Origin of the sequence: Streptomyces radicis (assembly GCF_003626575.1) — a bacterium.
In the GTDB taxonomy this organism is placed as follows: domain Bacteria; phylum Actinomycetota; class Actinomycetes; order Streptomycetales; family Streptomycetaceae; genus Streptomyces; species Streptomyces radicis.
In genome coordinates, this window is the sequence record NZ_RBDY01000034.1 from 30,996 (window position 1) to 48,814 (window position 17,819).

The window sequence follows — 17,819 nt, forward strand, 5'->3', positions numbered from 1 at the left end:
GAGACGGGACGGGCGGGTCAGATGAACTTGCGCTCGGCGAGGAAGGCCGCCAGCTGCTTGGCGCCGTCGCCCTCGTCGGTGACGACCTGTCCGGCGGTGCGCGCCGGGCGCTCGGTGGCGGACTCGACCTCGGTCCACGCCCCGGCGAGGCCGACCTGCTCGGGCTCGATGTCCAGATCCTCCAGGTCGAGCGTCTCCAACGGCTTCTTCTTGGCGGCCATGATGCCCTTGAAGGAGGGGTAACGCGCCTCCCCCGACTGGTCGGTGACGGACACGACGGCGGGCAGCGACGCCTCGAGGCGCTCGCTCGCGGCGTCGCCGTCCCTGCGCCCGGTGACGGTGCCGTCGGCCACGGAGACCTCGGAGAGCAGCGTCACCTGCGGGACTTCGAGGCGCTCGGCGAGGATGGCGGGCAGCACGCCCATCGAGCCGTCGGTGGACGCCATGCCGCACAGCACCAGGTCGTAGCCGATGTGCTCGACGGCCTTGGCCAGCACCAGGGACGTGCCCATCACATCGGTGCCGTGCAGGTCGTCGTCGGTGACGTGGACGGCCTTGTCCGCGCCCATGGACAGGGCCTTGCGCAGCGCGTCGGTGGCGTCGTCGGGGCCGACGGTGAGCACCGTGACCTCGGCGCCGTCCACCTCCTCCGCGATCACCAGGGCCTGCTCCACGGCGTACTCGTCCAGCTCCGACAGCAATCCGTCCGCGGCGTCCCGGTCAGTGGTCAGGTCCTCGGCGAAGCGCCGGTCCCCGGCGGCGTCGGGGACGTACTTCACACAGACAACGATCTTCAAGCTCACGCCGGCTCTCCTACTGCTGTCGGTCCGCACACGGGGCACTCGGAAGATCACCCGAATAGTTACTCGTCAGTACATCCAGGGTATCCCCCACAGGCAAGGATGTCTCACTGTGACGTTGACTACGCGCACCGGGTGGGGTCCGACGGCGTCCCCTCGGTGACCGCGCGACCCAACGCCACCAGCACATCCGCGGTACGCGGCTGCCCCTCGGCCCGCACTACCACATGTCCCGAGGCGTCGACGACCAGCACCGTGGGCGTCCTGGCCACGCCGAGGGCGCGGACGAGGTCGAGCCGGGACTCCGCGTCGACCTCCACGTGCGCGACGCCGTCCACCAGGCGCGCCGCGTCGGCCAGGACGCGGCGGGTGGCGCGGCAGGGCTGGCAGAAGGCGCTGGAGAAGTGCACCAACGTGGCGCGGGCGCCGAGGCGTTCGGCGCCCAGGTCCGCCGCGGTGAGGCGGCGGGGCCGCTCCGTTCCGTCCATCACCGGCTCCGTTCCGCCGAGTTCGCGCCGTATGCGCCGTTCGCGCCGTGCGTGGGGTTCCGCGCTGTTCCCGTGCGCCCCTCGGTGCAGCGCCTTCCCCAACGGTCGCATTCCCCCCGGCTCATCGGGGGCGTACGCCGGAGTGCGCGAGTGAGAGGGGTGGTGTTCGCCGTCACTTTCGGGCACGATCGGGCACCGCCGTAAGTTACGGGAGCGTAGGTTCCCACCGCTCGGAAGAAGGACCCCATGGCAGATCTGGTGTACCCGCCGGTCATCGCGACGGCGCGGACGATGTTCAAGGCGCTCGATCTGCGCTTCGACATCGCCGGCTGCGAGCATGTGCCGCGCCGCGGCGGCGCCGTGCTGGCGAGCAACCACATCGGGTATCTCGACTTCCTCTTCGCGGGGTTCGCGGCGCGGCCCGCGCGGCGGCTGGTGCGGTTCATGGCGAAGGAGTCGGTGTTCAAGCACCGGGTGTCGGGGCCGCTGATGCGGGCCATGAAGCACATTCCGGTGGACCGGGCGCAGGGCGAGGAGGCGTTCGACGCGGCGGTGTCGGCGCTGCGCTCGGGCGAGATCGTGGGCGTCTTCCCCGAGGCGACCATCTCCCCCTCGTTCACGCTGAAGAAGTTCAAGTCGGGGGCCGCGCGCATGGCGCAGCAGGCCGGGGTGCCGGTGCTTCCGGTGGCGCTGTGGGGCACCCAGCGGCTGTGGACCAAGGGGCGCAAGCGCGAGCTGCGGCGGAGCCATCTGCCGATCACGATACGGGTGGGCGAGCCGATGGCGGTCGGCGAGGACGAGTCCGCGGTGTCCGTCACGGAGCGGCTGCGCGAGCGCATCCAGGAGCTGCTGGAGGCGGCCCAGCGCGCCTATCCGGGCAAGCCCAAGGGCCCTGACGACACATGGTGGCTGCCCGCCCACCTGGGTGGCACGGCCCCCGCTCCCCCGGCGGCCCAGGCTCCCTGACGCCCGCAGGGCGGTGGGGCCTCCCCGGGGGGCGCGTGCCATGTGGGCCGCGCCCCCGTCGCCTCAGCGGGCCAGCTCCTCGCGCAGCGCGGCCAGGAAGGCGTCGACGTCCTCCTCCGTGGTGTCGAAGGCGCACATCCAGCGGACGTCGCCCGCCGCCTCGTCCCAGAAGTAGAAGCGGTGGCGCTTGCGCAGCCGCTCGGCCGCGTCGTGCGGCAGGCGGGCGAAGACGGCGTTGGCCTGGACCGGGTGGAGCACCTCGACGCCCGGCACGTCGCGCACGCCCTCGGCCAGGCGGCGGGCCATGGCGTTGGCGTGGGCGGCCCCGCGCAGCCAGAGGTCCCCGGCGAGCAGCGCCTCGAGCTGCACGGAGACGAAGCGCATCTTGGAGGCGAGCTGCATGGAGAGCTTGCGGATGTTGAGCATGGCCCGGGCGGCGCCCGGGGTGAGGACGACGACGGCCTCGCCGAAGAGCATGCCGTTCTTGGTGCCGCCGAAGGAGAGGACGTCGACGCCCGCGTCGGCGGTGAACGCGCGCAGCGGCAGCCCCAGGGTGGCGGCGGCGTTGGCGATCCGGGAGCCGTCGAGGTGGACGGTCATGCCGCGCTCGTGGGCGAAGTCGCTGATGGCGCGGATCTCTTCGGGGGTGTAGACGGTGCCGAGCTCGGTGGACTGGGTGATCGAGACGACCTGGGGCGTGGCCCGGTGCTCGTCGTCGAATCCCCATGCCTCGCGGGCGATCAGCTCGGGGGTGAGCTTGCCTTCGGGCGCGGGCACCGGCAGCAGCTTGAGGCCGCCGACGCGCTCGGGGGCGCCGCCCTCGTCGGTGTGGATGTGGGAGCTGGTGGCGGCGACCACGGCGCCCCAGCGGTCGGTGAGGGCCTGGAGCGCGACGACGTTGGCGCCCGTGCCGTTGAACACCGGGTAGGTCTCGGCGGTGGGGCCGAAGTGGGCGCGGAAGATGTCCTGGAGGTGGGCGGTGTAGTCGTCGGCGCCGTAGGACGACTGGTGGCCGCCGTTGGCCAGGGCGAGGGCGGCGAGGATCTCGGGGTGGGCGCCCGCGTAGTTGTCGCTGGCGAAGCCCCTGGCCTCGGGGTCGTGGCGGCGGTGGGCTTCGGTCGTCACGGCGTGCGGGTCAGCCACTGGCGGGTTCCGTTCACGTCTTCGGTGGGCCGGGCCCACAGGCGGCAGATCTCGTCGGCGAGGTCGGTGACGTCGGTGAACCCCGCGAACGCCGCGCCGGGGCGTTCGTCCCGCATCCGCTGGCTGACCAGCGCCTTGACCACCAGGATGGTGGCGGCCGCGGCGAGTCGGCCGCCGGGGGCCGTCCTGCGGAAGCCGTCGGCCAGGGCGAGTGTCCACGCCTCGGCCGCGGCCTTGGCGGCGGCGTAGGCGGCGTTGCCCGCGGTGGGGCGGCCGGCGGCGGCGGCCGAGACGAGGACGTAGCGCCCGTTGCCGCCGCGGGCCAGCGCGGCCTCGAACGCCAGCGAGGTGTGCTGCACGGTCCGCACCAGCAGGTCGTGCAGCACGTCCCAGTCGGCGAGGTCGGTCTCGGCGAAGGAGGCGGAGCCGCGCCAGCCGCCGACGAGGTGGACCAGGCCGTCGACGCGGCCGAACTCCTTCTCGGTCCTGTCCGCCCACGCGCGGGTGGCGGCCGGGTCGAGCAGGTCCACGGTGTCGCCGGTGACGGTGGCGCCGCCGTGGGCGAAGCGGGCCGCGTCCACGCCCTCGGCGAGGCGCTGGGCGTCGGCATCGGCCGCCACGACGGTGGCGCCGGCCTCGGCGAGCCGCAGCAGGGCGGCGTGGCCCGCGGGGCCGCCGGCTCCTGCGACGGCCACCACGGCGCCCCGGAGCGCTCCGAGCCGTGGACCCTCCGGTGGGGCGGGGGTGGTTGAGGTCATCGAACGTCTCCTTGCACGCGTCCATGATGCCGCGCGGCGCGGCGGGCGCTCACGCGGCCCTGGTGGCCGTCGGGGCCGCGGTGATGCCCCGGGTCGAGGCGATCACCGTGCGGAGCTTCCTGGCGAGGGCCTCGTAGAACAGGCTCAGCGGGAACTCGTCGGGCAGCACGTCGTCCACCAGCTTGCGGGGCGGCAGCGTGAGGTCGAGCGCCTCCGGTCCCTTGGCCCAGCGGGACCCCGGGTGCGGGGAGAGGTGGGCGGAGACCAGCTCGTACGCCTTGAGCCAGTGGACGATCTTGGGCCGGTCGATGCCCCTGCGGTAGAGGGTCTCGATCTCCTCGCGCAGCGCCACGGTGGTGGCGCGGGCCCGGTCCCAGTCGATCGTCAGGTGGTTGTCGCGCCAGCGCAGGGCGTCGTTCTGGTGGAGGTAGGCGAACAGGAGCTGGCCGCCGAGCCCGTCGTAGTTGCGGTTGCGCTCGCCGGTGACGGGGAAGCGGAAGAGGCGGTCGAGCAGGATGGCGTACTGGACGTCGCGGCCCTGGGCGTAGCCGTCGGCGGCCAGCCGCCCCGCCTCGTCGAAGGCGGTGAGGTCGCAGCGCAGCTCCTCGAGGCCGTACATCCAGAACGGCTGGCGCTGCTTGATCATGAACGGGTCGAACGGCAGGTCGCCGTGGCTGTGGGTCCGGTCGTGGATCATGTCCCACAGCACGAACGTCTCCTGGCAGCGCCCCTGGTCGGTGAGCAGCCCGGCGGCCTCGTCGGGCAGCTCCAGGCTCGTGACGTCGCAGGCCGCGCTGATGACGCGGCGGAAGCGGGCGGCCTCGCGGTCGCAGAAGATGGCGCCCCAGGAGAAGCGCTCGGGGGCCTTGCGCACGGCGATGGTCTCGGGGAACAGCACGGCGGAGTTGGTGTCGTAGCCGCCGGTGAAGTCCTCGAACGTGATGCCGAGGAACAGGGGGTTGTCGTAGCGGGCGCGCTCCAGCTCGGCCAGCCAGTCGGGCCACACCACGCGGAAGACGACGGCCTCCAGGTTGCGGTCGGGGTTGCCGTTCTGCGTGTACATGGGGAAGACGACGAGGTGCTGGCGGCCGTCGGCACGGGTGGCGGTGGGCCGGAAGGCCAGCAGGGAGTCGAGGAAGTCGGGGACGCCGAAGCCGTCGTCGGCCCAGCGGCGCAGGTCGGCGACCACGGCGCGGTGGTATTCGGCGTCGTGCGGCAGCAGGGGCGCCAGCTCGTCGACGGCGGCGACGGCGCGGTCGACCGCCAGGGCGAGGTCGGCCCGGTCGGGCGCGCCCTCGGCGGCGAAGTCGACGGAGCCGTCCTTCGACTGGTCCTGGCGGATGGTCTCCACGGCCTCCTTGAGGGCCCCCCAGGCGGGATGCGCGACGACGGGGGTGGCCGCCGAACCGCCGCCGTTCGAGCTGATCGACGCCATAGTTTCCGTCATGACCCCTCCTTCACAGCAGATATTCGCGTGGAATCACGGTATCTGGAGAAGATCCTTCGATCAACCGCGCAAGCGGCCGTCGGCTGTCCGGGGGGCGGCGGATCCGGCGGGAGAGCGTTCGCGTCCCGGTGGACGGCGTTCAACGGGCGTCCACCGGCGGCGCCTAGGGTGATCCGCATGGCGCTGCTGACTGTCGGACACCGCGGGCTGATGGCCGTCGAGCCGGAGAACACCCTGCGGTCCTTCCGCCGGGCCGACCGGGCCGGGCTCGACGTCATCGAGCTCGACGTGCACCTGAGCAAGGACGGCGAGCTGGTGGTGATGCACGACGCCGAGGTGGACAGGACCACCGACGGCTCGGGCCCGATCGCCGAGCTGACCCTCGCCGAGCTGCGGGATCTCGACGCGGGCCTGGGCGAGCGGATCCCGCTGTTCACGGAGGTGGTGGACGCGGTGGGCGCCCCGCTCCAGGCCGAGATCAAGGATCCGGCGGCGGCGCGCGTGCTGGCGGGCCTGATCGAGGAGCGCGGCCTGGGGCGCCGGGTGACGGTGATCTCGTTCCACGACGAGGCGCTGGCCGAGACCCGGCGGCTGCTGCCCGAGGTGGCGATGGCGCTGGTGACCGGCGCGTCCACGGGCAGCGCGCCGGAGCGCGCGCGGGCGCTGGGCGCGGGGATGATCTCCTGCGAGCTCCGGGCGCTCGACGCCGCGGTGGTGGAACGGGCGCACGCCGCGGGGCTCGCGGTCATCAGCTGGACGGTGAACACCGACGCCGACCTGGCGCGGGTCAGGGAGCTGGGGCTCGACGGGGTGGTGACCGACAGCCCGGAGATCGTGCGCGCCGCCGGGGCCGCGGCGTGAGCGCGTGGGGCGTCAGGTCAGCGGCTTGACCAGCTCGGCGAACTCCAGGTCCGCGCGGCGCGGGACGCCGAAGCGCTCGTCGCCGTAGGGGAAGGGGCTCACCCGCCCGGTGCGGGCATAGCCGCGGCGCTCGTACCACGCGATCAGCGCGTCCCGGACGGAGATCACCTCCAGGACCATGCGCCGGGCGCCCCACTCATCGGCGGCCCGGCGTTCGGCCTCGGCGAGCACCAGGCGGCCGAGGCCCGAGCCCTGGAGGCCGGGGCGGACGGCGAACATCCCGAAGTGGGCGGCGGGCCCGGCGACTTCGGGCCCCGAGGCCGCCGACCCGGCCATCGGCTCGTCACTCGGCTGGTCGTGGGCGCGGGAGACCAGGCAGCAGGCGACCAGCTCGCCGCCGCTCTCGGCGAGCAGCAGCAGGGTGGTGGGGTCGAGCACGGCGGGGGCCACCTCGTCCGCGCCGGTGCGCCTGCCGTCCAGGATGTCCGCCTCGGTCGTCCAGCCGACGCGGCTGGCGTCGCCGCGGTACGCCGACTCGACCAGCGCCACCACGTCCGGCACATCGGCCTCGGTCGCGGCGCGGAAGCTGAGCCCGGTTGTCGCCGTCACGCGGGCATCGTAACGGGTGCGCTCCCCCGCGCCCCCGTGCGCTCCCGTATCGCGACCCCGGCGCGGGCATCACTTCCGCGGGGAGGTGAGCGATGCACACCCCTGGGCTGGTCGGCTGGTTGCTGGCCGCGCTGTGCGGCCTCACCGGTGGGTACTGTCTGGTGCGCGCCCGCGTGGGGCCGCCGCTGGCGCGGCAGGCTGCCTGCGTCGAGGCGGTGATGGGCATCGGGATGGCGGCGATGGCCGTGCCGGGGGCGCCGGAGCGACCGCCCGCGGCGTTCGCGGTGCTGTTCGGGGCGACCGCGCTGTGGGCCGCCGCGCTGCTCGTCGCGGGGGTGGCGCACCAGGCGCACCACGTCGTGGAGGGGCTGGCGATGGTGTACATGGCGGTGGCGATGGCCACGGCCGGGTCCGCGTCGGGGCACGCGGGGCATGGGCCGGGGGGCGTGCCGTTGCTGACGGGGGCGCTGCTGGCGTACTTCGCGCTCTACGCGCTGGCGAGCGCGCCCCGGCTGCTCCCCGCGGTCGGCGGTCGGGCCCATGGCGCGGGCGGTCATGCGGCCGCCGGGCGCGGGGGCGCGTTCCCCGAGGTCGCCGCGGGGTGCAGGATGACGCTCGCGGTGGCGATGTTCGCGATGCTGCTCACGGTGTGAGGCGTCCGTCACGTGACGGGACCGCCCGTTCCCGGTCGCCGGGGGCGGGATCTAAGGTGGCGTCATGGTGATCGCCATCACGTTGCTGGTGCTCGGCGCGCTCACCGCGGCGACGGCGCCGCGGCTGCTGGCGCGCGTCTCCTGGCCCGATCGCGAGCCGGTGCTCGCGCTGTGGGTGTGGCAGTGCGTCGTCGCGGCGGTGCTGCTGTGCTGCGTCCTGGCGATGGCGCTGTCGGGCGCCGCGGCGTGGCAGGGCGTGCGCGGCCAGGTGTTCGCGCCGGCGCCGAGCCAGGTGGTCGACGCCTACGCCCTGCACCCCGAGGGGCAGAGCTGGGCCGCCGCCGTCGCGGTGCTGCTGGCCTGCGGCGGCGCGTGGACGGCCGTGATGCTGACCCGCGAGGTGCGCGCGGCGCGGGCCGCGCGCCGCAGGCGCCATGCCGAGCTGCTGGCGCGCGCCCCCCGGCTGCCGTGGGAGGCGGCCGACGCGGGCGACCGGCTCGTGGTGCTCGAGGACGAACGCCCCGACGCCTGGCTGCTGCCGGGGCCCACCGGCCGCCTGGTCATCACGACGGGCGCGCTCCGTCGGCTCAACCGCAGGCAGCTGGACGCGGTGCTCGCCCACGAGCGGGGCCACGCGCGGGCGAGGCACCACTGGCTGCTGCACTGCTCGGGCGCGCTGGCCAGCGGGTTCCCCCTGGTCCCTGTCTTCGACGCGTTCCGGCAGCAGGTGCACCGGCTGGTGGAGCTGGCCGCCGACGACGTCGCCTCCCGCCGCTTCGGGCGGCTGACCACGGCGCTCGCGCTGGTCGGGCTGAACGAGGACCGCGGCGTCTTCGCGCACGAGGGCCACCACGCGCAGGTCCCGCAGCGGGTGCACCGCCTGCTGACCCCCGGCGAGCGGCTGACGGCCGCGCGTCGGCTGCGGCTGACGGCGCTGGCGACGCTGGTGCCCGCGGTGCCGCTGCTCGTCGCGTTCGCCCCCGGGCTGCGGGCCCTGGGCGGCTGACGCCCCGCTGGCACCGGGAGCGGCGGTCGGGGGAGGATCGGGTCATGCCCGTCGAAGCCGTCCTCTTCGATTTCTCAGGAACCCTCATGCGCGTCGAGCCCGCGGTCTCCTGGGTGCGGGCCGCGCTGCGCATGACCGGCAGATCGCTCGACGACGCGGACGTCGCGCGGTACGCCGCCGAGCTGGAGTCGGTCGGCGCGCTGCCCGGCGGGGAGTCGCCCCGTTCGATCCCGCCGGGGCTCCAGGACCTGTGGGACGAGCGCGATCGGGACGTCACCCGCCATCGCGACCTGTACGTGGCGCTTTCCCGCCAGGTGCCGCTGCCCTATCCGGAGCTCTACGACGCGCTGTACGAGCGCCACTGGGACCCGGTCGCCTGGCACCCCTACCCGGACACCGAGCTGGTGCTGCGCGAGCTGGCGCGGCGGAACGTGGGGGTGGCGGTGGTGAGCAACATCGGCTGGGACGTGCGCCCGGTCTTCCGCGCGCACGGCCTGGGCGACCTGATCGCCACGTACGCGCTGTCGTTCGAGCACGGGATCCAGAAGCCGGACGCGCGGCTGTTCCGGGTGGCGTGCGACGCGTTGGGGGTGGCGCCCGAGCACGCCCTGATGGTCGGGGACGACGCGGTCGCGGACGCCGGGGCCGCGGCCATCGGCTGCGCGGTGCACCTGGTGCGGCACCGCCCCGTGGACCAGCGCCCCGACGGGCTGCTGCCGGTGCTGCGACTGGTCGGCTGAAGCACCGGGAGCCCTCGGGGAGCGGCGTCCGGGGCACCGGTGGACGGTATCGGGCGGTCCCCCGCGCCGCCCGATACCGCCACCGGCCGTGGACAGGGCTGCGCCGACCGGGGCAGCTGTCCGGGTTGGTGCTGAGTATATTGACTGTGAGCCAGTCAATGGGAGTCCAAGCATGTCCCCTCGAAGCGCTTCGGTCAATGAAGAAATGCGCCGACGCTCTCGCCGACGGCTCCTCGAGGCCACGATCGAGCTGGTGTCCGAACGCGGATTCGAGGCCACGACGTTGGGGGACATCGCCGACCGAGCGGGCTCGGCACGCGGGCTGATCTCGTACTACTTCCCCGGCAAGCGCCAGCTCCTCCAGTCCGCGGTGCACCGCCTGATGCACCTCACGCTCGACGAGGCGCTCGAACGGGAGCCGCCGCCGACCGGGCCCGACGCGGGCGACGAGTACATGGCGCGCGCGATCGACGCGATCATGGGGCTGGCCAGGGACCGCCCGGTGCTGATGCGCGCGCACATGGCGGGCCTGCTCCAGCAGGAGGGGTTCATCCAGTGCGTGGAGCAGCAGCGGCTCGCGGCGCTGCTGCGGGAGACCGTCGTGCGCTACGGCTCGGCCGATCCGGACGCGGACTACCGGCTGCTGCGGGCGCTGCTGATGGGCGTGGTGGTGGCGCAGCTGCTGCCCGGGGCGCCGATGCCGCTGGCCCGGCTGCGGGCCGAGCTCTTCGACCGTTACGGCCTCGCGTGGCGCCTGGGTGTCCCGCCGGGCGACGAACCGCCCGGCGGGACACCCAGGACGGGCGTCACCGCCCCTGGCACCGGCTCCCCGGTGACCGGTCAGCGACGGGAGAAGTAGTCGGGCTGGGTCTGGACGTTGAGCTCGTCCAGCCTGACCCGGTCCGCGCCGTCGGTCCTGCGGTCGTCGATGCGCAGGACGTCGAGGCCCTTCTGGTCGTTGGAGTAGACGTAGCCGTTGTAGTAGTAGGCGGACCAGGAGCCGCCGAAGGAGAGGACGTCCTCGGTGATCGGGCCGCGCTCGAAGTAGCCGATCTCGCGTGGGTTGCCGGAGTCGGTGAAGTCCCACAGCGAGACGCCGCCCTGGTACCACGACTGCACCATGATGTCGCGGCCGCGGACGGGGACCAGGGAGCCGTTGTGCGCGACGCAGTTCTCGGTGTCGGCCTGGTGGCGGGGGATCTTGAAGTAGCTCTGGAAGTCGAGGCGGAGGTCGTCGCCGCGGCCCCGCACGTGGTAGATGCCGTTGGCGCCCAGCTCGGGGCCGATCTCCTCGTTGCACATGGCGCCGCCACCGCCGCCGAGCTCGTCCGTGAAGACGATCTTGCGGCCGTCCTGGCTGAACGTCGCCGAGTGCCAGAACGCGAAGTGCTCCTCGTCCCTGACGGTGTCGATGACCCGTGGCGAGTCCGCCTCGGAGATGTCGAACAGCACGCCGTCGCCCATGCAGGCGCCGGCGGCCAGGTCGAGGTCGGGATAGGCGGTGATGTCGTGGCAGCCGCTGGTGGCCGAGCTGTTCTCGTCACCGGGGAAGCCGCCGTCGGGGAAGACGACCTCGAAGCTGGAGAGCCTGGCGCGCTCGGGGTGGTCCCTCGGCACCTTCACGATGGAGATCCCGTCGTGCGGCGGCTGGCAGTCGGGGAACGTCGGGCTGGGTGAGTAGGAGGAGACGTAGACGTAGACGTTCCGCCGCTCGGGCACCAGGGTGTGGGTGTGCGAGCCGCAGGGCGTCTCGACCGCGGCCACGTACTCGGGGCTGCGCGGGTCGCTGATGTCGAAGACACGCACGCCCTCCCACGCCTCCTCCTCCGTGGCGGGCAGGCCCGTGCTCGAGCACGAGTCGTCGCTGCGGGAGGAGTCGACGGAGAGGAAGAGCAGGTCGTCGGAGACGGATATGTCGCCTTGGCCGCCGGGGCAGAGCACCCGGGCGACGATCCGGGGGTCGCTCGGACGCCTGATGTCGTAGACGACGAAGCCGTCGTAGTTGCCCGCGAAGGCGTAACGGCCCTGGAAGGCGAGGTCGGAGTTCGTCCCGGCCAGGCCCTCCGCACGGGGGACGTCCGCCACGGGCGTCAGGTTGTCGCTGTGGACGATCTCGTCGATCCCGGGTATCTCGCCGCTCTCGATGGCGGCCTCGGTCTGCGCGCGCCGACTGTCGGAGAGCTGCTCCTGGACCGTGGGGGCTTCGTCCCCCGGGCCCGGGACCGCCGCCGCGGGACCGGTCATGCCGACCGCGGCCAGCAGTCCGGCCACCACGAAGGTCACGCCCAGTCGTCTGCGCCGAAAGGGCGTTCTGTGCAACGATGTCACCGCGTCCTCCCTCGTACTCGTGTGCATCCGTGCGGAGTTGGTTGCTCCGAGGATCGCCCCAGTATTGTCACAGTCATGTGCATAACAAAATAGATGGTGTGCCCTGACTCACCCCGTACCCGAGGAGGAGCGTTGACCGACCGCCATCGACCCCTGACCGGCGCTTCTTCCGCCGTTGTCGCGGCTCTGTCCTTCGCCCTGCTCGCCGGGTGCTCGGGCGGTGGCTCGTCGTCATCGGACGACGAGGGGGCAGGCGGCGAGGGGCCCGCGGTGATCGCTCCCGAGGGTCCCGGCGAGGACGCGAGGACGCTGTCGCCCGAGGAGGCCAGGGAGGCCGGTGGCGAGGGCGTCGAGCCGACCGCGTCCGACTTCGCGTTCATGCGGATGATGATCGATCACCACGAGCAGGCGCTCGAGATGACCGACCTCGCCGACGAGCACGCGGAGGCGCGGGGCGTCGGCAGCCTGGCCGAGCGCATCGCGGGCGCGCAGGGCCCGGAGATCGACGTGATGGAGGCATGGCTGACGCGCAACGCCGGGCACGAGGCGGATCAGGGGCACCAGGAGCACGATCCGTCGACGATGCCTGGCATGGCGACGCCGGAGCAGCTGGCGGAGCTGGGGGCGGCCACGGGCGAGGAGTTCGACGCGCTCTTCCTCGACCTGATGATCACCCACCACGAGGGCGCGGTGTCGATGGCCACGGAGGCGCTCGCCGGGGTCGGCGACGTGCTGGTGGAGCAGCTGGCCAGCGAGGTGATCACGTCGCAGACGGCGGAGATCGGGCGCATGGAGGACCTGCGGTGACGCCCCGCGCGCCATGCCCTGGTCAGCGGCGGGCGTGGCGGGGCGGCAGGAGGCCCTTGTCGCGGGCGGCGGCGATCAGGCGCAGCGCGCGGCGGCGGCTGCGCCCGGTGACGGCCATGACGGCGAGCACGGGGTCGCGCCCGTCCCGCCGGGCGGCCAGGTAGGCGTCGGCGGCGCGGCGGCGGTCGTGCGCGCCGCGGCGGCGCCGGGTGGCGCGGTGGCGGGGGCGTTCCCCGGCCGGGGACGGCTCGTCAGGCTCCGGGCCACCGGTCGCGGGCTCGGGGCGCGGCTCGTGCGGGGTGCCGTGGGTGGCGGGCTCGGCGAGGGACGTTCCATAACGACCGGTCAGGGCGCGGCAGGCGTCGCGCAGCGGCTCCGCGATGCGCTCGGTGAGGGCGCCGAGGCCCTCGACCGGCAACGGCGGGTCGGCGCGCATGTCCTCGATGAGCAGCCGCCCCTCGCTGACCTGGGCGAGCACATCGAGGCGGGCGCCGTCGGCGAGGACCAGGCCGACACTGAACCAGGGCGGCAGCCCGCCCGCGTCGTCGGGCGCCGAGGCGGATCCGTGGCCGCGCGGCTCCCAGCGGACGGGGGCGCGCGTGGGCTCGTCCGGCGTTGGGCCGTCCGGCTGACGGCCGCCCGGAAAGCCGGAAAAGCTACTCTTCGCCACGGGGGCAACGTAGAACCTCGGGGCCGTGGCCGCGCCGCGCGGCACGCGTGGTCCCGACGCACAGCACCCCGTCAGCTCACTCCCGCGGGGGCGCCTTCGGTGAGATGCTGAAGTGTCCGTCCGGACTCGGCGGAACAAGGAGCCCTGACATGCTTCGCATCGCAGTTGTCGGATCCGGGCCGAGCGGCGTGTACACCGCTCAGGCCATCCTCGATCAGCAGGACGCGCTCCCTGCCCCCGTCGCGGTGGACGTGCTCGACCGGCTGCCCTGCCCCTACGGACTGGTGCGGTACGGCGTGGCGCCCGACCACGAGAAGATCAAGTCGCTCCAGGGCACGCTGCGTCAGGTGCTGGAGCGGCCCGGGGTGCGCTTCCTCGGGAACGTCCCGGTCGGCGAGGGCGGGGTCTCGGCCGACCAGCTGCGTTCGATCTACCACGCGGTGGTGTACTGCGTGGGCGCGGCAAGGGACCGGCGGCTCGGCATCCCCGGCGAGGACCTGGTCGGCAGCTACTCGGCCACCGACTTCGTCTCCTGGTACAGCGCCCACCCCGACGCCGTCGGCCATGGCTTCCCGCTCGACGTGGCGAGCGCCGTGGTGATCGGGGTGGGCAACGTGGCGGTGGACGTGGCGCGCATCCTGGCCAGGGGCGCGGACGAGCTGCGGGCCACGGACATGCCGCAGGCGCCGCTCGACGCGTTGGCCGTCAGCGCGGTGCGTGACGTGCACATGGTGGGCAGAAGGGGCCCCTCGCGGGCGAAGTTCACCACCAAGGAGCTGCGCGAGCTCGGCGGCCTGCCGGGCGCGGACGTGGTGGTGCGCGAGGAGGAGCTGGTCGCGGACCCGGACTACCTCGACCCTTCGGGGCTGCCCGGCGCGGCGAAGCGGAACGTCGCGGCGTTGCGCGGCTGGGCCCACGCGGCGCCAGGGGAGCGCGGGCGGCGGATCCATCTGCGGTTCTTCCTGCGGCCCGCGGAGATCCTGGACGACGGGCGGGGTGCGGTGCGCGGGGTGCGGTTCGAGCGGACGGCGCCCGACGCGTCGGGGCGCGTGGTGGGGACCGGGGAGTTCTCCGAGATCGAGGCGGGCCTTGTGCTGCGCTCGGTCGGGTACCGGGGGGTGGCGCTGCCGGGGCTGCCGTTCGCGCCGGAGACCGGGACGGTGCCGCACGAGCGGGGGCGCGTGCTGCGGGAGGGCGCGCCGTCGCCGGGCGAGTACGTCGCGGGGTGGATCAAGCGCGGGCCCACGGGGGTGATCGGCTCGAACCGCTCGTGCGGCAAGGAGACGGCGGGCTCGGTGCTCGAGGACGGGGCGGCGCTGGCCGGGCGCGCGGTGGTGGGGTCCGATCCGCTGGAGGCGCTGCGGGACCTGGGGCTGGCGCCGGTGGAGTGGCACGGGTGGCTCGGCATCGAGCGGGCGGAGGCGGCGCTGGGGCGGACGCTCTCCCGCGGCACGGTGAAGATCGCGGACTGGGACGGGCTGCTGGCGGCGGCGCGGCGCTCGTGAGGCGCGTGGGGCGGCCGGGGTCCACGCGGCGGGCGTGATTGTCAGTGGTGGGGTCCACACTGGGCCGTACTGGTGACACGAGGCTCGGCGAGGTGGTCGGAGATGTCGGACGTGCTGGTGGCGGTAGGGACGCGCAAGGGGCTGTTCCTGGCGCGGCGCGCGGTGACGCGCCGGGCCGCGGGGCCCTGGGAGTTCGACGGGCCGCACTTCGCGGCGCAGGCGGTGTACGCGGTGGCGATCGACCGGCGGCCCGCGGGCGGGCCGCGGCTGCTGGTCGGCGCGGACAGCGCGCACTGGGGGCCCTCGGTGTTCCACTCCGACGACCTGGGGGCGACGTGGCGGGAGCCCGAGCGGCCCGCGGTGCGCTTCCCCGAGGGGACGGGGACGTCGTTGGAGCGGGTGTGGCAGCTCCAGCCCGCGGGGGCCGACGAGCCGGGGGTGGTGTACGCGGGCACGGAGCCGGCGGCGCTGTTCCGCTCGGCGGACGGCGGGGAGTCGTTCGAGCTGGTGCGGGAGCTGTGGGAGCACCCCACGCGGGAGCGGTGGGAGCCGGGCGGCGGGGGGCTCGGGCTGCACACGGTGCTCACCGGGCCCGGCGGCGCGGAGGACCTGCTGGTGGCCGTCTCGGCCGGCGGGGTCTACCGGGCGGCGGACGCGGGCGGCGGCTGGTCCCCGTCGAACCGGGGGGTGGAGGTGGTCTTCCAGCCGGAGCGCTTCCCCGAGTTCGGGCAGTGCGTCCACAAGGTGGCCAGGGATCCGGTGCTGCCGGAGCGGCTGTTCCTCCAGAACCACTGGGGGGTGTACCGCAGCGACGACGGCGGCGGGTCGTGGACGTCGATCGGCGGGGACCTGCCGTCCGACTTCGGGTTCCCGATCGTCACGCATCCGCGCCGCTCGGGGGTGGCGTATGTCTTCCCGTTGAACGCGGACGCCGACCGGGTGCCCGCCGGGCGGCGCTGCCGGGTGTACCGGACGGCGGACGCGGGGGGCAGCTGGGAGGAGCTGGGCGCGGGGCTGCCTGAGGGGCCGCACCACGGGACGGTCCTGCGGGACGCGCTGTGCACGGACGACGCGGACCCGGCGGGCGTGTACTTCGGGAACCGCAACGGCGAGGTGTTCGGCAGCGCGGACGACGGTGACAGCTGGCGCCAGTTGGCGGCCCACCTGCCGGATGTGCTGTGCGTGCGGGCGGCGGTGATCGACTGAGCGGAGGCGCGGGAGGGGGATCTTGGGCGACCCGGCGGACCGGGGTGGTGTGCGGCCAGTAGGGTGACGGACCGTGGCAGCACGACCATTGAACGAGATCGTCGAGCCGGGCTGGGCCGTTGCCCTGGCGCCGGTGGCAGACCGGATCACCGCCATGGGTGGGTTCCTGCGGGCGGAGATCGCCGCGGGGCGGACCTATCTCCCGGCGGGGCCCATGGTGTTGAGGGCCTTTCAGCAGCCCTTCGAGGAGGTGCGGGTGCTGATCGTCGGTCAGGACCCGTATCCGACGCCCGGGCACGCCGTGGGGTTGAGCTTCTCGGTGGCGCCGGAGGTGAGACCGCTGCCCGGCAGCCTGGAGAACATCTTCCGGGAGCTGAACACCGACCTGGGCCTGCCCAGGCCCTCGACGGGTGATCTGACGCCCTGGACGGAGCAGGGCGTCCTGCTGCTCAACAGAGCGCTGACCACGGCGCCGCGCCGCCCCGGCGCGCACCGGGGGAAGGGCTGGGAGGAGGTCACCGAGCAGGCCATCAGGGCGCTGGCCGCGCGGGGGAAGCCGCTGGTGGCCATCCTGTGGGGCCGGGACGCGCGGGGGCTGCGGCCCATGCTGGGCGGCGTTCCCGCGGTGGAGTCCGCGCACCCCTCCCCCATGTCGGCGGACCGGGGCTTCTTCGGCTCCCGGCCGTTCAGCCGGGCCAACGCCCTGCTCCAGGAGCAGGGCGCGGCGCCGGTCGACTGGAAGCTGCCGTGACGGCGCCGCTCGGGGGGCGGGCGGGCTGGGTGCTCGGCGTCGACTCGGGCGGCTCAGGGTTGCGACTCGCGCTGGCGCGTGCCGAGGAGGCGGCGCCGGCGCGTGGCGGGGTGGTGGAGCAGGCGCCTGGCGGGGTGGTGGAGCGGGCGCCGGTGCGCACCGGGGAGCGCGGCATCGACGCAGGGCACCTGCTGGAGCTGCTGGTCCCCGCGGTCCGCGGGCTGCTGGCCGAGGTGGCGGCGGAGCGCGTCGACGCGGTGTGCGTGGGCGCGGCCGGGATGGCCACGCTGGGCGGGCAGTTGCGGGCCGAGCTGCCCGGGGCGCTCGAGGCGGAGCTGGGCGCGCGGCGGGTGGCGCTGGCCGCCGACGCCGTGACGGGCTACGCCGGGGCCCTGGGCGCCCGCCCCGGCGCGGTCGTCGCGGGCGGCACGGGCATGATCGCGCTGGGCACGGATCTGCGGGAGTGGCGGCGGGCGGACGGCTGGGGCCATCTGCTGGGTGACTGCGGAGGCGGGGCCTGGATCGGCAGGGCGGGCCTCGAGGCGGCGTTCCGGGCGCACGACGGGCGCGCGGGCGGCTCGGGCGCGCTGCTGGAGCGCGCGGTGGCCGTGTTCGGTCCGCCCACCGGGCTGCCCGCGCGGTTGTATCCGCGGAGCGACCGGCCTGCGGTGCTGGCGTCGTTCGCCCCCGAGGTGGCCGCGTGCGCGGCGGGCGATCCCGCCGATCCGGTGGCCGCCGGGATCATGCGCGGGGCCGCGCGGGAGATCGCCGCCACCGCGGCGGCGGTGTCCCCACCGGAGGGCGGGGGCGAGGTGGCCCTGACCGGTGGGCTGTTCAGGCTGGGCGAGCCGCTGATGGGGCCGCTGCGCGAGGAGTTGGCCCGATGCCTCCCGGGCGCCGCCGTGGTGGCGGCGGCCGGTGGCCCGCTCGACGGGGCGCTGTTGATCGCGGCCGGGCTGGCCCGGGGCGATCTGGCGTTGCCGTCCGACGCGGCGCTGCTCCATGTCGTGTGAGAGTCGCACAGAAGTCACGCGGGAGTCGTGCGGGGGTCGCGTGAGACCTGTTGTTAAGGCGCCGATCA

Annotated in this window: 19 protein-coding genes; 11 read left to right on the forward strand and 8 right to left on the reverse strand. The window is 74.3% G+C overall.

Annotation, left to right across the window (positions count from 1 at the left end; all coding sequences use genetic code 11):
* Positions 1-17 precede the first annotated feature (17 nt).
* Positions 18-803 carry an electron transfer flavoprotein subunit beta/FixA family protein gene (locus D7318_RS27865; protein ID WP_120699996.1) on the reverse strand — a complete coding sequence of 262 codons (786 nt, stop codon included), beginning with the start codon at positions 801-803 and terminating at the stop codon, positions 18-20.
* 119 nt (positions 804-922) lie between these two features.
* A complete protein-coding gene (locus D7318_RS27870) occupies positions 923-1,288 on the reverse strand; it encodes a TlpA family protein disulfide reductase (RefSeq protein ID WP_120699997.1) in 366 nt (121 codons plus the stop codon).
* Positions 1,289-1,534: 246 nt separating this feature from the next.
* Between D7318_RS27870 and D7318_RS27875 the strand changes: the two genes are divergently transcribed.
* Complete coding sequence (locus tag D7318_RS27875) at positions 1,535-2,254, forward strand: lysophospholipid acyltransferase family protein (protein WP_120699998.1); 720 nt, start codon at positions 1,535-1,537, stop codon at positions 2,252-2,254.
* A 63-nt stretch (positions 2,255-2,317) separates the two neighbouring features.
* Here the strand turns inward: D7318_RS27875 and D7318_RS27880 are convergent, their stop codons facing one another.
* Genes D7318_RS27880 through D7318_RS27890 form a run of 3 tightly spaced genes read right to left on the reverse strand, consistent with a single transcriptional unit; the run spans position 2,318 to position 5,602 of the window.
* A complete protein-coding gene (locus D7318_RS27880; protein ID WP_120699999.1) occupies positions 2,318-3,397 on the reverse strand; it encodes a threonine aldolase family protein in 1,080 nt (359 codons plus the stop codon).
* Positions 3,376-4,155, reverse strand: coding sequence for an SDR family NAD(P)-dependent oxidoreductase (locus D7318_RS27885; protein ID WP_120700000.1), 780 nt, complete (start codon positions 4,153-4,155; stop codon positions 3,376-3,378). The genes D7318_RS27880 and D7318_RS27885 overlap by 22 nt, the downstream gene beginning before the upstream one ends.
* A 49-nt stretch (positions 4,156-4,204) precedes the next feature.
* A complete protein-coding gene (locus D7318_RS27890; RefSeq protein ID WP_120700001.1) occupies positions 4,205-5,602 on the reverse strand; it encodes a DUF6421 family protein in 1,398 nt (465 codons plus the stop codon).
* 177 nt (positions 5,603-5,779) lie between these two features.
* Here D7318_RS27890 and D7318_RS27895 point away from each other — a divergent pair, with 177 nt between their 5' ends.
* A complete protein-coding gene (locus D7318_RS27895) occupies positions 5,780-6,463 on the forward strand; it encodes a glycerophosphodiester phosphodiesterase (RefSeq protein WP_120700002.1) in 684 nt (227 codons plus the stop codon).
* Between the two features lie 12 nt (positions 6,464-6,475).
* Here the strand turns inward: D7318_RS27895 and D7318_RS27900 are convergent, their stop codons facing one another.
* Positions 6,476-7,072: a GNAT family N-acetyltransferase gene (locus D7318_RS27900; protein WP_120700003.1), complete on the reverse strand. Its 597-nt coding sequence runs from the start codon at positions 7,070-7,072 to the stop codon at positions 6,476-6,478.
* A 92-nt stretch (positions 7,073-7,164) separates the two neighbouring features.
* Here D7318_RS27900 and D7318_RS27905 point away from each other — a divergent pair, with 92 nt between their 5' ends.
* From D7318_RS27905 to D7318_RS27920, 4 genes are all read left to right on the forward strand, one after another.
* The gene (locus D7318_RS27905) at positions 7,165-7,725 is read left to right on the forward strand and encodes a DUF5134 domain-containing protein (RefSeq protein WP_120700004.1); all 561 of its coding nucleotides are present in this window, start codon (positions 7,165-7,167) and stop codon (positions 7,723-7,725) included.
* Between the two features lie 64 nt (positions 7,726-7,789).
* Entirely contained in the window at positions 7,790-8,731 is a 942-nt protein-coding gene (locus tag D7318_RS27910) for a M56 family metallopeptidase (protein ID WP_120700005.1), read from the forward strand.
* A 44-nt stretch (positions 8,732-8,775) separates the two neighbouring features.
* Complete coding sequence (locus D7318_RS27915) at positions 8,776-9,471, forward strand: HAD family hydrolase (protein WP_120700006.1); 696 nt, start codon at positions 8,776-8,778, stop codon at positions 9,469-9,471.
* 172 nt (positions 9,472-9,643) lie between these two features.
* On the forward strand, positions 9,644-10,330 hold the full coding sequence (locus D7318_RS27920; protein WP_120700007.1) for a TetR/AcrR family transcriptional regulator: 687 nt from the start codon (positions 9,644-9,646) through the stop codon (positions 10,328-10,330).
* Here D7318_RS27920 and D7318_RS27925 read toward each other — a convergent pair.
* A complete protein-coding gene (locus D7318_RS27925; protein WP_120700008.1) occupies positions 10,312-11,826 on the reverse strand; it encodes an LVIVD repeat-containing protein in 1,515 nt (504 codons plus the stop codon). The two genes, D7318_RS27920 and D7318_RS27925, sit on opposite strands and share 19 nt — an antisense overlap.
* A 105-nt stretch (positions 11,827-11,931) precedes the next feature.
* Between D7318_RS27925 and D7318_RS27930 the strand changes: the two genes are divergently transcribed.
* The gene (locus tag D7318_RS27930; protein WP_230424143.1) at positions 11,932-12,606 is read left to right on the forward strand and encodes a DUF305 domain-containing protein; all 675 of its coding nucleotides are present in this window, start codon (positions 11,932-11,934) and stop codon (positions 12,604-12,606) included.
* 22 nt (positions 12,607-12,628) lie between these two features.
* Here the strand turns inward: D7318_RS27930 and D7318_RS27935 are convergent, their stop codons facing one another.
* Positions 12,629-13,276, reverse strand: a complete 648-nt coding sequence (locus tag D7318_RS27935) for a DUF6214 family protein (protein WP_230424146.1) — start codon at positions 13,274-13,276, stop codon at positions 12,629-12,631.
* 149 nt (positions 13,277-13,425) lie between these two features.
* On the opposite strand from D7318_RS27935, the gene D7318_RS27940 reads away from it, so the two are divergent.
* The 4 genes from D7318_RS27940 (at position 13,426) to D7318_RS27955 (ending at position 17,751) form a co-directional block, all read left to right on the forward strand.
* Positions 13,426-14,781, forward strand: a complete 1,356-nt coding sequence (locus D7318_RS27940) for an FAD-dependent oxidoreductase (RefSeq protein ID WP_120700010.1) — start codon at positions 13,426-13,428, stop codon at positions 14,779-14,781.
* A gap of 102 nt (positions 14,782-14,883) precedes the next feature.
* Positions 14,884-15,987: a WD40/YVTN/BNR-like repeat-containing protein gene (locus D7318_RS27945; RefSeq protein ID WP_120700011.1), complete on the forward strand. Its 1,104-nt coding sequence runs from the start codon at positions 14,884-14,886 to the stop codon at positions 15,985-15,987.
* A 73-nt stretch (positions 15,988-16,060) separates the two neighbouring features.
* A complete protein-coding gene (locus tag D7318_RS27950) occupies positions 16,061-16,738 on the forward strand; it encodes a uracil-DNA glycosylase (RefSeq protein WP_120700012.1) in 678 nt (225 codons plus the stop codon).
* Positions 16,735-17,751 carry an N-acetylglucosamine kinase gene (locus D7318_RS27955; protein WP_120700013.1) on the forward strand — a complete coding sequence of 339 codons (1,017 nt, stop codon included), beginning with the start codon at positions 16,735-16,737 and terminating at the stop codon, positions 17,749-17,751. The genes D7318_RS27950 and D7318_RS27955 overlap by 4 nt, the downstream gene beginning before the upstream one ends.
* Positions 17,752-17,819 lie beyond the last annotated feature (68 nt).

Coding starts and splice junctions, on each gene's coding strand:
- D7318_RS27870 (WP_120699997.1), bottom strand. CDS start 1,288: ATGGACGGAACGGAGCGGCCCCGCCGCCTCACCGCGGCGGACCTGGGC.
- D7318_RS27875 (WP_120699998.1), top strand. CDS start 1,535: ATGGCAGATCTGGTGTACCCGCCGGTCATCGCGACGGCGCGGACGATG.
- D7318_RS27885 (WP_120700000.1), bottom strand. CDS start 4,155: ATGACCTCAACCACCCCCGCCCCACCGGAGGGTCCACGGCTCGGAGCG.
- D7318_RS27890 (WP_120700001.1), bottom strand. CDS start 5,602: ATGACGGAAACTATGGCGTCGATCAGCTCGAACGGCGGCGGTTCGGCG.
- D7318_RS27895 (WP_120700002.1), top strand. CDS start 5,780: ATGGCGCTGCTGACTGTCGGACACCGCGGGCTGATGGCCGTCGAGCCG.
- D7318_RS27905 (WP_120700004.1), top strand. CDS start 7,165: ATGCACACCCCTGGGCTGGTCGGCTGGTTGCTGGCCGCGCTGTGCGGC.
- D7318_RS27910 (WP_120700005.1), top strand. CDS start 7,790: ATGGTGATCGCCATCACGTTGCTGGTGCTCGGCGCGCTCACCGCGGCG.
- D7318_RS27915 (WP_120700006.1), top strand. CDS start 8,776: ATGCCCGTCGAAGCCGTCCTCTTCGATTTCTCAGGAACCCTCATGCGC.
- D7318_RS27920 (WP_120700007.1), top strand. CDS start 9,644: ATGTCCCCTCGAAGCGCTTCGGTCAATGAAGAAATGCGCCGACGCTCT.
- D7318_RS27925 (WP_120700008.1), bottom strand. CDS start 11,826: ATGCACACGAGTACGAGGGAGGACGCGGTGACATCGTTGCACAGAACG.
- D7318_RS27940 (WP_120700010.1), top strand. CDS start 13,426: ATGCTTCGCATCGCAGTTGTCGGATCCGGGCCGAGCGGCGTGTACACC.
- D7318_RS27945 (WP_120700011.1), top strand. CDS start 14,884: ATGTCGGACGTGCTGGTGGCGGTAGGGACGCGCAAGGGGCTGTTCCTG.